10 protein-coding genes are annotated in these 12,095 nt (G+C 43.2%); 1 reads left to right on the top strand and 9 read right to left on the bottom strand.

Annotated elements, in window-relative coordinates:
* Positions 1–39: 39 nt before the first annotated feature.
* Positions 40–2,250: a YccS family putative transporter gene (gene yccS / locus AC0VYI_RS07640; RefSeq protein ID WP_475448416.1), complete on the bottom strand. Its 2,211-nt coding sequence runs from the start codon at positions 2,248–2,250 to the stop codon at positions 40–42.
* A 241-nt stretch (positions 2,251–2,491) separates the two neighbouring features.
* Here yccS and AC0VYI_RS07635 point away from each other — a divergent pair, with 241 nt between their 5' ends.
* A complete protein-coding gene (locus AC0VYI_RS07635; RefSeq protein WP_199476179.1) occupies positions 2,492–3,289 on the top strand; it encodes a transglutaminase domain-containing protein in 798 nt (265 codons plus the stop codon).
* A gap of 92 nt (positions 3,290–3,381) precedes the next feature.
* On the opposite strand, the gene AC0VYI_RS07630 is transcribed toward AC0VYI_RS07635, so the two are convergent.
* The 8 genes from AC0VYI_RS07630 to AC0VYI_RS07595 all read right to left on the bottom strand — a co-directional run bounded on the left by AC0VYI_RS07630 (position 3,382) and on the right by AC0VYI_RS07595 (position 12,086).
* On the bottom strand, positions 3,382–4,608 hold the full coding sequence (locus AC0VYI_RS07630; protein WP_475448414.1) for a phospholipase D-like domain-containing protein: 1,227 nt from the start codon (positions 4,606–4,608) through the stop codon (positions 3,382–3,384).
* 215 nt (positions 4,609–4,823) lie between these two features.
* Positions 4,824–5,507, bottom strand: coding sequence for a hypothetical protein (locus AC0VYI_RS07625; RefSeq protein ID WP_475448412.1), 684 nt, complete (start codon positions 5,505–5,507; stop codon positions 4,824–4,826).
* A gap of 22 nt (positions 5,508–5,529) precedes the next feature.
* Complete coding sequence (locus AC0VYI_RS07620; protein ID WP_475448410.1) at positions 5,530–6,462, bottom strand: SMP-30/gluconolactonase/LRE family protein; 933 nt, start codon at positions 6,460–6,462, stop codon at positions 5,530–5,532.
* A gap of 91 nt (positions 6,463–6,553) precedes the next feature.
* Positions 6,554–7,666 carry an ABC transporter substrate-binding protein gene (locus AC0VYI_RS07615; RefSeq protein ID WP_475448408.1) on the bottom strand — a complete coding sequence of 371 codons (1,113 nt, stop codon included), beginning with the start codon at positions 7,664–7,666 and terminating at the stop codon, positions 6,554–6,556.
* 73 nt (positions 7,667–7,739) lie between these two features.
* Positions 7,740–8,783 (bottom strand): ABC transporter permease, encoded by a 1,044-nt coding sequence (locus AC0VYI_RS07610; protein ID WP_475448406.1) that lies wholly within the window; start codon positions 8,781–8,783, stop codon positions 7,740–7,742.
* Positions 8,784–8,834: 51 nt separating this feature from the next.
* A complete protein-coding gene (locus tag AC0VYI_RS07605; protein ID WP_475448404.1) occupies positions 8,835–10,340 on the bottom strand; it encodes a sugar ABC transporter ATP-binding protein in 1,506 nt (501 codons plus the stop codon).
* A 105-nt stretch (positions 10,341–10,445) separates the two neighbouring features.
* Positions 10,446–11,318 carry an L-ribulose-5-phosphate 3-epimerase gene (locus AC0VYI_RS07600; protein WP_475448402.1) on the bottom strand — a complete coding sequence of 291 codons (873 nt, stop codon included), beginning with the start codon at positions 11,316–11,318 and terminating at the stop codon, positions 10,446–10,448.
* 9 nt (positions 11,319–11,327) lie between these two features.
* Positions 11,328–12,086: an IclR family transcriptional regulator gene (locus AC0VYI_RS07595; protein ID WP_475448400.1), complete on the bottom strand. Its 759-nt coding sequence runs from the start codon at positions 12,084–12,086 to the stop codon at positions 11,328–11,330.
* Between the last annotated feature and the right edge of the window lie 9 nt (positions 12,087–12,095).

Genomic DNA, 12,095 nt, shown 5'->3' with positions numbered 1-12,095 from the left:
GCTCCCTACCGCCTGCTAGGAGAAGCATAAATACTCGCCCTAGTTTGCCGATTCCACGCCCTTAATGTTACGACCATGTACTTGAACCTGCAGTTCGTGAGTTAACAGACGAATTTGTCTGAGCTCCCCTAGTAAAGACTGTAATTGGGACAGAACAAAGTAATGACGCTCATCATCCTCTGTGGGACAGTCGTCCAATAATTTTTTCAGACGTTCAAATTCTGCTGAGCTATCGGATACCAAACTTTTTTGCTCAAGACTCTGGGCCACTTCATGCAAGCTTTCCACAATATAGTTGCCAGCCGACACCAGCAATTCATTACTGGGCTGCTCAATCAAAGCACCACGATGGGCCCCAAAAGCCGCAATGTAGTTAAATAAGGTGTGACTTCGGATCACCAGACGTTGCCATAACTCAGCATCACGCCGGAAATGCCCAGGCTCTTGTAGCATACTCACCAGCGTGGAGGTTAACAAAGCGTCTGCATTATAGGCGCGACGGCGGCTACGCCGATAAGCTTGTTCACTCATGTTCTCTTCGCGATAGAAACGCATCAGCTCCTGTAGATATTCCGCACTACGCCGCAGCCCTTCTGCGAAGGTCATCGGTAATTGGCGATAGAACCAATCGGGCAAAATAAAAAATACCGCTAACCAAGAAATCACACTACCAATCAAGGTATCGAACAATCGCGGCCAAATGACTGCATAACCGTCCGCAACCTGATTAAAGCAACAGACTACCATCAGTGTAATGGCGGCAGTTGCCAGCACGTAACGATTATTTCGCGAAAGGAAGAACACCACGCCCGCCACAACGGCAATCATTAACTGAATGACCTCCACTGGGAAGAGCGTTATCAGAGACCACGCTGCCACCAAACCGAGCACAGTGCCAGCCATACGCTCATATAAGCGTTTGCGGGTGGAGCCAAACGTTGGCTGACAGACAAACAAAGTCGTCAGCATGACCCAATAGCCTACATCCAAATGCATGTTTTGAATAATGGCGTACCCACAGGTCAACGCAATCGACATCCTTACCGCATGTCGAAATACCTGAGACTTTGGCGTTAACTGATCAAGAATTTGGCTTAAAATAGACCGAAATGTCACGCGTGGCTGAGGAATTTGTTGTGATGCGTCCGTTAAAGATACGTCCTCTAGCTGTCGGGCTTTATCAAGCTCTTGTTGCAATGCCGTCACGTTATCGGTCAGCTGTCGCAACGAGCGAAAGAGACGCCATTGTGTTGGTAAAGCTTCTCTCTCTAAATAGGCCATAGAGCGTTGAACGCCCGCAATGGCCTCTTCACTATCATGAAGATCAATGGACTGACTGGTGCGGATAGCTTCACCAATTTGTCGGCAGCTGGCCCCTGCAGCCGACAACAGACGCTGTAAGCGAAACAAAATATCGCTGTGGAAAAAGGTTTCGGCTAAATCCGAATAATTGTAGTGAGAGGAACTGGCTCGTTCATGAATGGCCTGAGCAATAAAATACAAACGGATGTAACGGCCTAATCTAGGGCTGGTTGGCTCATTACCAATGCGACTCACTAAAATTTCTCGCACTCGGTTCAAGGCGATCACAACCTGTCCATGCTGCCGAGCCAGATCCAGTCGTAATTCATCCATCGAAGCGCTACTGAGTATCGGAAACAGTCTAGATTTCACTTTGAGATACAGGCCCACTTCAATATAAAGCGTCGCCAAGGCTTGACGTAATGGCACATGGACAAACAATGCTGCCCAAATAACCGATAACACGCCGTACCACAAGGCCCCCAAGGTTAATAACACTGGCTCATGCCAAATAGGGACTTCATGGGTAGCTTGATTTAAACCTATCATGGTGTAAACAGAGAGGATCAATGTCGCTTGAGAGATCACACCATAACGTCGACCTAAGGCGCCTCCCATTGACAAGCAAAACGCGACCACAGAAAGACTAATACCAAATGCCCACGGATGCGGCATCAATAATCGCACGCCAAACGAGACAATAATAAATAACAATAAGGTAATGGATAATGCGCGGATTCGCCCCAGCCAATTGTCTTCCGTTTCCGCTAACGCGCTGGCAATGATTCCAAGAAACAGCGGAATCACTAAAGAGATATAATCCAGCCCCCAGCTTAACGCCATGGCCCCACACAAAGCGATAGACACACGAATACCGTAAGACAGTTGTCCAACGCCCCCGGCCTTAGTTAACGCCTGTAGAGATATCTTAAAGCGACCAATTGCCAAGAAAACTCTCCTAAAACAATGACAAAAAATGCCGTATTGGGATACAAAGTTGAAGTCTAAACGGACACTGATTGGACTACAAGCCAGCAGTGGCAATCCTTTAATGAACAGCAAAAAAATCCGCATTCTTAACCAGAAATAGGAATTTAACGGCTACCGCAAAGAAAACACAAAATTAAACAGCGCTTAGTGCAAAGAGATGTTAGTGTGAAAAACAGACAATCATCGGTGGGACATGATTATGTGGTTACAAGCCTCCAGTACTCTTGAGTTTTATATTGAAACCCCTACCCCCTTTTTGCTTATGCTGCGTCCTCGTAGTGGCATGCAACAATGGATTGCCCGTGAAGAGTATGTTTTGTCACCCAGTGTGCCAGCGGTAGAATTTACCGATTCATTTGGCAATCTATGCCAACGCTTAGTTGCGCCGGCAGGCCACTTCACCATTCGCACGTCCGTGGAAATCGAAACCGCCGATGCTTCCGATTCAGCGCCAGGTGCACCTTTTGTAGACATACAAAAACTACCAAACGACACACTGCCGTTTTTACACCCAAGTCGTTACTGTGATTCCGATCACTTTACCGAGATGGCGTCATCCATCGTAGTAGGGTTAGCACCAGGATACGACCAATGCTGCGCTATTGTGGATTACATTCGCCGTGCCATCGAATACACACCAGGCCAAGGGGAGCAGAATATCAGCGCCTCTCAGGTCAATGAAGCTGGCCGTGGTGTGTGTCGAGATATGGCCCATTTAGGCATTGCTTGCTGTCGTGCGCTCGCCATTCCGGCACGCATGGTCGTGGGCTATCTGGAAGGATTAGAACCCATGGATCTACATGCTTGGTTTGAAGCCTATGTGGGAGATCGTTGGTACACATTTGATCCCACTCAAGCGAACTTGCTTGGTGGCCGTGTGGCGGTTGCCTTTGGACGAGATGCCGCAGATGTTGCCATCTACACGCAATTCGGCCCTCCTGTGGAATTGCTCGATTTAAAGGTTCAAGTCACCAAGACATCAGAGCCAATAAACTAAAACCTGACCGTACAAGTAACGAATCGTTTTAATAGTAACGGAACATTCAACAGTAAAAGAGCCGCTTAAGCGGCCCTTTTGGCTAACAATATTTATTTTTCTGAGCCAGGATGGGGGGTTGGGTAATCCTTATCCACCTCTAATGGCTTAGCGTATTGACTATTCCATAACTGCTGATGCAACTCAGCAATACGATTGGCCATCGCATCGTTTTGCATCACCATTTCTAAATTACGTGAATTATCCATGTAACCACCTTCCCAGTTACTGGTCCCAACCCAAGCGATTTTATGATCAATTTCCATTGTCTTACTATGCAAAACGCGGGCATATGGAATAAAGCCTTCTTTGGCTTGAGGAAAGGTCACAATCTTAACTTGAATGTTTGGTAAAACCTGTAGGCTTTTTAAATAATCAATATCCGGTTTGCCCGTATTCCAACTCGATACCATTAACTCAATTTTCACGCCTCGTTGAGCGGCGGCGCGAATGGCGGTATCAATGATCGGATAATAAGGTCGTGGTCGATGAGTCGAATAAGACAAGGGGGCGTACGTCATCACCATGATTTTGACTTCGTGTTTTGCTTTGGCTAAAAGACGTGGCAGCTCACTCTGGGAATCCCCTACTCCTGGTGGGTTAAAGGCATTTGGGCTAGCAACCAGATAATCAGGTTGCGATTCATCCGCTAGCACAGTCGTGGTATTGAGCACGATAGGAGGTTGGCCTTGCTGAACCAGCGCCTGATTCATCCAGTCCACCTCAAAGATCGCCTGCATTTCACGAGCGATGGTCGTATTGGTTACCAACAAGCCTGTTTCATGAATCTGTTCTAAGGAACGCCAGTCGAAATTTTGACTGCCCATATAAGCACTCTTTCCACCGTCGATCACAAAATACTTCGCATGAATAATACCACCACCAATTTTATTGTAATCAATCAATTTAAACGTCAAATTGGGGATGGCTTTTAATTCCGCTATGGTCTTTTTATCGGAGATTCCTAAACCATGTTGATCCATTAAAAAGCGGATTTTAACGCCACGCTCACCCGCGGCTCTTAGATGCTGGATTACTTTTTGTAAAGGACCATTTTTACTATTAGGCTCACCCGACACATAAAACTGAGCAATATCAATAGCGTTTTTTGCCTGATCAAACTCACTGCACCATACAGTGACAGCATTTCGTAAATCAGGCGTCGACAAACTGGTTCCACTGGGAATGGTATCCACCAGCTCCATACCAGACTGAACAAATTTAGCCTGCACCCCAACACTCCATAACACCATCAAACCTATCAAAAAACGAAACTTCATCGATTGATCTCCTACTGTTCATTTGATGTTTATGGCACAAATAGATGACATTTAAAAGTCTATTTTTTGACCGACGAAACAACCCATTAAAAAACCAGCTCAGAGGCTGGTTTTTCATGTTTAAATAAGCGTTTATCGCTAGCAGGATCAACGGTGAGCAAAAGCCGTTTTGCTGCAATAAAAAGATTTTCCTAGAATGCACCATCTTATATCGATCACATTACTTCGAAAGAAATAACCTCCTTCTCTACCGTCATAATTTTATTCGTACCAAAACAAGTATCGACCTCTAACATGCCATTTAGGCTACCCGTCATAAAAAAGAATTCTCCTTTATAACCTCGTCGGACACATTCAATGAGCCCTTGCTTTAAGAAACGCTGCCTCTCAGCCAATAAGTCTCTATCCGTTGACGAATAATCATAATACATACCAGCAGCGTCATTTTTTAATTTGAAATCCCCTTCAACTGCGTCATCAGACACGATAATTCCATAGTTAAAAAAGAAGTCACAGGCAACATGGCTAAGTGGATTTACCTTTGCTCTCATAATTTCAATGGCGGCCTTTGGCTTGCTAACACACACAACAGCATCAACAAGTTGATCGGTCTCCGGGACGGTGACTTGGTAACACAACTCAACTTCAAAACCCGTTACCTGTTGAGTTGTAAAACACGCCCCCGTATTGCCCATAACTTGAAAATCAAAAATAGGCGAAATAATAAAAGTATTGCTGTCTTCAACAACTTTCCACCCCTTAACGTTGGCACCTTTAGATTGTAAACTGGCAATCATTTGATCTTGAGCAAGACATATCGCTTGGTAATCTTTGCTAATCGAATCAAATTGCCCACCGTTAAAATCCCTTAAGACACCGTAATAGGTTTCTAAATTCATAAAGCTTATCTCAAATTATTGGTCAATTAGCCCCACGTCTCGCCATGTCGGTATTCAGCCGAATACGATAGATCGATGTGGTTGCCGTTATATATAGGGTTACCTTGGCCTGCGATGTGTTATCACGAGCAAAAGTACAGTTTGATACGGTTTCTGGCACCATTATTTTTCCAAGTAAGGTGCCATCATTGTGGTAAATCTGAATGCTGTCAGCAGAAGAAGTATAAATCCAGCCGTTATGATCCACTCTAAAACCATCAGCCAGACCTGGTGTGACCGTTGCAAATAACCGCTCATTCTCTAACATTTGATGATTAACAACATCAAATACCCTAATATGGTGATTCCCTGTTCCATCATTACGTAATGCGGCAGAGGTATCAGCAATATACAGTAGAGCTTCATCTGGTGAAAAAGCCAGTCCATTTGGCTCTTCTATGGTTGAACAGACAACCTGCAAATCCGCCGTTTCAGGATCAAAGCGATAAACATAATTACCATCTTGCTCCGACTCTGCCTTATAGCCTTCCACATTAGATACAATACCGTAAGGCGGATCAGTGAACCAAATCGTTCCATCTGACTTCACCACAAGATCATTAGGTGAATTTAAGCGTTTTCCTAAATATCGGTCGACTAATGTCATCATCTTCTTCGTTTTTATGTCCACCTTAACGATAGAGCGACCACCATGACTACAATGCAATAAGTTGCCTTCTAAATCCAAATAATGCCCATTAGAAAAGTTCGATGGCTCAAGCCAAACCTGAATGCCTTCTTTCTCATTCCAACTTAAAATTCGGTTATTCGGTATATCACTCCACAGCAGGGTTTGAGCCTCTTCTAACCAAACAGGGCCTTCACTCCATGCTGCACCTGTGCACACTTTCTCCAATACAGACTCGCTAAGTAAGATGTTGCTTATACGTTGGTCATATTGCTCAATCATCGACATGTTGAGACTCCTTATAGCCTGTTATACATTTACCAAGAACAGCCTATCTATTAATACAAGCGATCTAGATAGGCTTGGTTATGAAATAAGCCTATTTCCAAATAGCGGTATAAGCCTCACGATAGTGATTATCAGGATCAAATACATTACGTTTCCCGCCATCAAACGAAATATTAGCGGACGTTACTAAGTGAACAGGGGTTGAAAAACCACTAGGAGGTTGATGAGCAAAAGCACGATTTAACTCATCCACTAACTGCCATCCGTCTAAGTTAAGCGGTTCAGGGACAGTACCTGACTGGTACATATGATTGCGAATGCGAGCATAAGCCGATTCACTACCGTCTCCAGCAGAAATATTTTTTGGCAATTCACTATTAGGCAACCCCGAAGACGCGAAGGCAGAGCCTATATAATCAAAGTATAAGTCATTGATTCCCAAAGAGTATGTCCACTTTCCTTGATAGCGTTGTAACAAAGAGGTCGCCAATTGTGGCATACGCGACGATGTATCAGATAAAGGCGTGTCTTCAACGGCGAGAAGAGAACAACCCTTACATTGCTTAATCACTTTTGCCATAGCATCTGACTTCGCAATGGCAACGGAGTATGCTGAATCCGTAAAAATAACCACCCCCGCTTTGCCATTAGAGCCAGCAACAGCGGCATATGCTGCGATCTTCGCCACATCATCAGCATCCGTTGTGACATTAGTAAATATGTGTTCGGATGGAATGGGGCCAGGTTTAGGTGCAGAATGCCAACCGACCATTACAATGCCCTGCTCTGCTGCCGTTTCGATTGCTGCTGCTTGCTCCTTGACATCAAAGCCCCCTAAAATGATGGCATCAGGCTTTAACGCAATAGCTTGGTTAAAAATCGATGTTCGACCAGAAACCGTTCCCTGACCATCCAATACTCTGACTTTCCAACCGATGACTTTTGCCGCCTCTTGGACGCCTTCGCTCACCCCCAACACCCCACCGTTACGCATATCGGACGCTAGATAAACGATCATCTTATTCGGTACAGCTTTGGGTCCTGTCGTTGGACCATCCCAGTGATTATAGGGCTCCGTTGCTGCTTTTACTTTTGCCTTTGCCATATCTACGAAACTGTCTGCATAAGCAGGCACAGTAGCAATAGATAAGCACAACGTCGCGAGGAACAGCTTTGATTTCACTAAAGCAATGTATTTATTCATGGCTTAACTCCGTTTCTTTTGTTGTTATAGTTGAAGTAGACAAGCAACCGAGACTTGCAAAATAGATGAATGCTTATGTATTACCTTTCATTTTCCTTCTGATTTTTCCTCCTCGTCGCTGAGCGTAGCCAGCAATACCAATAGAAATAAGCAAGGTTGCACCGTTGAACAATGGCTCAATATAAAAAGCTCCACCCAGCTGTTGAATCCCAGAAATCCCCACCGCTAATATGGCCACCCCCACAATCGTTCCCCACACATTTACCCGTCCAGGACGTATGGTCGTTGAACCAAGGAAAGCGCCGACTAATGCAGGAAGAAGAAACTCAGCGCCAACATTAGCCTGACCAATACGCAATTTAGCTGCTAAGATGACGCCCGCGAGTGCGGTTAAAAAGCCAGAGGTTATAAAGGCACTGATGACATATTTTCGAGAAGGGATACCATTCAAATCCGCAGCACGAGGATTCGCACCAATCGCATATAAAGTACGTCCGACAGGCATGTACTCAGTCACTAACCAAAGAATGATTGATATCGCAATCACATAAAACGTTGGTGCAGGCAGACCAAGAACAAAAGAATCAGAAATGGCATAGAACTCTTGAGGCAAGGTACCAATCACCTGACGCCCCCCTGTATACCAAAGCGCTACGGCATAAATCACCGTGCCAGTTCCTAACGTGGCAATAAAAGAGTCTATCTTAGCCATTTCAACTAATAGACCATTTAGTAAGCCAAAAACCATCCCACATACAAGCACAATGGCAACTGCCGCTTGCCAAGAGAAACCAAATTGCGTTTGCAAACTAATCGCAAGAATGTGCCAAAGCACAATGCCATAACCTACCGTCAGGTCAATTTTGCCAGTGATCATCGGCACCATCGCAGCCAATGCAAGAATGGCGACAATCGACTTATCACTTAAAATTGACCTTAAATTCAAAACGGTTGGAAAAGTATTAGGCAATAAAACTGAAAACAAAATAATCAAGAGTAATGTCAGAACAGGCAGTCCATAAACGGGTAAATAACGCCCTATTTGTGTGATCATCCCTATATCTTTATTGTGTCTATTATCTGGCTCTAAGGCCGTTGATTTAATTGAAGTACTCATGGAACCCCCTAGAATAATATTATTATTTTTTTACTTACCAACGAGTATATTTCACTCACCTTGAGCAGACGCTGTCTTTAACATATTAGCGAAAGTAATTGCTTCACCAGTTAGCTCCTTTATAATTTTTCCTTTACTAAAAACACAACAGCGATGGCAAATTTTTTCAACCTCCTCAAAATCAGTAGAAACAACAATAATGCTTGTTCCCGCCTGAACGGCCTCCTCTAGTAAAGAATAAATCTCAGATTTTGCTCCCACATCGACCCCAGCTGTTGGTTCCTCTAAAATCAAAACAGGCTTATTTAAATTCAGCCATCGTGCCATAATGACTTTTTGCTGATTACCACCACTTAAGTTTTCAATGGTTTCATCTGGGTTATTAGGACGTACATCAAAACGTTCCGTTAAAAAATAGGCATTAGAAAATTCTTTATCGTGGGAATTTAAAGTAAAGAAAGTATCGTCATTTAATAATGGGTTTAAATATAGGTTTTCTGTCACTGTCATAGACATGGCAAGGTTTTCATTTCTTTCGCCTGCAACAAACCCAATACCCGCTTTAATCGCTAAAGCCGGTTCCTTCACGTTTAATGGCTTACTATTGAGATAAACGGCGCCGGACAAAATGGGATGATCACCAAACAAAGCTCGCCCTGTTTCTTCTTGCCCTGCCCCACGAAGACCAATCAGCCCAAGTATCTCGCCCTTTTTCAAATCAAAAGAAATAGGACCAATCTCACCAAGATCTAAATTAGACACCTTTAATAAAACAGGAGCATCGGCTTTTACCTCAATAGGATGGAAGGTTTTTTGACTGTTCCCGACGATCATTTCAACCAATTCATCGGCTAAAACACCTTGTGTTTCCTTTTCTGCGACTAGATTACCGTCACGCATGACAACAAGACGATCAGATATCTCCAACACTTCATCAAGTCGATGGGAGACATAGATCATTCCTACCCCTTTTTCGCGTAACTGATTAATGACGCTAAATAAAAGCTCGACATCAGCAGCTGGCAAACTGGCAGTAGGCTCATCAAGGACCAATACTTTAGCGTCACAATAAACGGCTCTCGCAATTGCTAAAAGAGACTGTTCGGAACGGGAAAGATTAAAAACACGAGTGTTTGGATGGATATCTGCATTGACCATAGCTAATGCTTGCGCGGCGCGTTCATCGGTAGCTTTCCAATCGATACAACCCATCTTCATGCAATATCCCATTGAAAGAGCCATATTCTCTGATACCGTCATCCAATCCACTAGCCCAAGGTCTTGATGGATAAAAGCGATATCTGTAGATCGAATTTCTTTGGTATTAAGAGGTTGACCACAAAACAAAATATGACCTTCGTCTTGCTTATGAATACCTGCTAACGTTTTAATTAAAGTGGATTTTCCTGCCCCATTCTCACCTAACAAAGCAACAACAGAATGTGAGAAAACATCAAAGGAGACGTCATTTACAGCGGTATTACCAGAAAAACGTTTCGTTATATTTTGAAATTGTAATAACGAATGCTTTATATCCTGATTACTTTGCGTATTCATAATTTGAAAACCTCAATTAGAACACAGCCTTTACTATGCTAGGTGTGTTATTTTTTTATTTTTATGGCTTTTAAACGGTTTAAATCATGGCATTCTTACTATAAATTAACTAAATGAAAGTCCCGACTCACTGGCTATTTTTTCTAACTTAGCTTTTGCCATCTTAATATTTTCAAACCAGCTGTCGTCTTGAGCCCACATTTCAATAACAAATGGAGCGGCATAATCTATTTCAGCAAGGGTTTTAAAAATCGTATAAAAATCCACTTGTCCTTCACCTATCACTAAATCGCGAAACTGCCCCTTACTGTCAGGGGAGACTCTTAATGTGTCTTTTAAGTGAATTTGAACAATATGTTGATGAGATAATTTAAGTTCTGTCGGTACATCATGATTCCATCCCGAAATATTGCCGACATCGGGATAGGCCATGAAATAAGGGGAAGGTATTTTTTGTTTCAGTACTTCAAATTTGCTAAGTGAGTTAAGATAAGGCGTATCCATGATTTCAACACCCAGCAAAACACCAGCACGCTCTGCCATCTTAGTGGCTTTTTGCATGCCCTCAACAAAACGCTCATGGGTTGCCTGAGATTGAGGTTCGTAATACACATCATAACCCGCCATCTGAATACAACGGATCCCCAATTTATAGGCCAGTGCGATGGCTTTCTCCATGATCTCAAAAGCCTTGTCACGTACCGAGTCATCCATTGAACCAAATGGGTATTTACGATGAGCACTTAAACACATAGAGTGCAAAGGCATATCCTGTTCTATGCAGACATCCCGTAGTGCATAAATCTCTTGGTCTGACCAGTCAAGCCGAGCCTGCCGATCGTCCGTTTCATCCACTGATATTTCAACAAAATCAAAACCCAACTCTTTAGCTTTAGAGAGCCTTTCCCGCCAAGACAGGTCAACAGGTAAGGCTTTTTCATAGATACCTAAGCGAAATTTTTTATTAAAATGGATCATCCTATTGCCTCAAAAAAGAGTATCTTCGATTTCAAGCGCGGTAATGGCCAAACGCTTGGCTAGATTTTCAAAACCCAGTCGATTCATTTTTGGTGTTAATGACGAAATACTGATGGCATAAATCGGCATTTTTTCTTTATTAAAAACAGGCTTTGCCACACAAGAGATTCCGGCTTCGTTTTCTTCATCATCAATCGCAAAACCGCGTTCACGAATTTGGTCAAGAGATTGGAAAAATGCTTCTTTTTCCAAGATGGTATTTTCGGTTAACTGCTCCATCGTATTGGCATTTCGCTGCCAATACGCTTCACGAACTTGATCATTCGCAAAGGCTAAAAAACATTTACCAGCTGCCGAACAATAAGCAGGGGAATGTAACCCCACGTAGGTACGGGTTCTAAAAGAGGCATCTTTGGGTTCTAACTTATCTTTAAAGATAATATTGTCTCCATCGAAGGCTAAAAAATTCACTGTTTCATTCACGGAAGCTAGTAAGTTGGTTAAATGAGGCTTTACATAGCCAGTAACATCAGAATTCAAAGCACTTTGCCCAACATGTAACAACTTCATTGTCAGTCGATAATCGCCACCACTTGAAAGCTGTGTCACATAGCCTTCGCTTTCATAAGTTGAGAGCACTCGATGGACGGAAGATTTCGTCATCTTCAGCGTCTCAGATATATGATTCAAAGACGTGCCATTTGGAAACTTTCCTAAAAACTCCAACACATTTAATGCTTTGATTAATGACTTAATTTGCTCACTCATAAAAAAGAC

This window comes from Marinomonas sp. 63XJN7_9_ISO-PGPR-S23-217 (assembly GCF_056173515.1).
The sequence above is the reverse complement of the archived record's forward strand: the minus strand, read 5'-3'. Positions and strand labels throughout refer to the sequence as shown.

Coding starts and splice junctions, on each gene's coding strand:
- AC0VYI_RS07635 (WP_199476179.1), top strand. CDS start 2,492: ATGTGGTTACAAGCCTCCAGTACTCTTGAGTTTTATATTGAAACCCCT.
- AC0VYI_RS07630 (WP_475448414.1), bottom strand. CDS start 4,608: ATGAAGTTTCGTTTTTTGATAGGTTTGATGGTGTTATGGAGTGTTGGG.
- AC0VYI_RS07625 (WP_475448412.1), bottom strand. CDS start 5,507: ATGAATTTAGAAACCTATTACGGTGTCTTAAGGGATTTTAACGGTGGG.
- AC0VYI_RS07620 (WP_475448410.1), bottom strand. CDS start 6,462: ATGTCGATGATTGAGCAATATGACCAACGTATAAGCAACATCTTACTT.
- AC0VYI_RS07615 (WP_475448408.1), bottom strand. CDS start 7,666: ATGAATAAATACATTGCTTTAGTGAAATCAAAGCTGTTCCTCGCGACG.
- AC0VYI_RS07610 (WP_475448406.1), bottom strand. CDS start 8,783: ATGAGTACTTCAATTAAATCAACGGCCTTAGAGCCAGATAATAGACAC.
- AC0VYI_RS07605 (WP_475448404.1), bottom strand. CDS start 10,340: ATGAATACGCAAAGTAATCAGGATATAAAGCATTCGTTATTACAATTT.
- AC0VYI_RS07600 (WP_475448402.1), bottom strand. CDS start 11,318: ATGATCCATTTTAATAAAAAATTTCGCTTAGGTATCTATGAAAAAGCC.
- AC0VYI_RS07595 (WP_475448400.1), bottom strand. CDS start 12,086: ATGAGTGAGCAAATTAAGTCATTAATCAAAGCATTAAATGTGTTGGAG.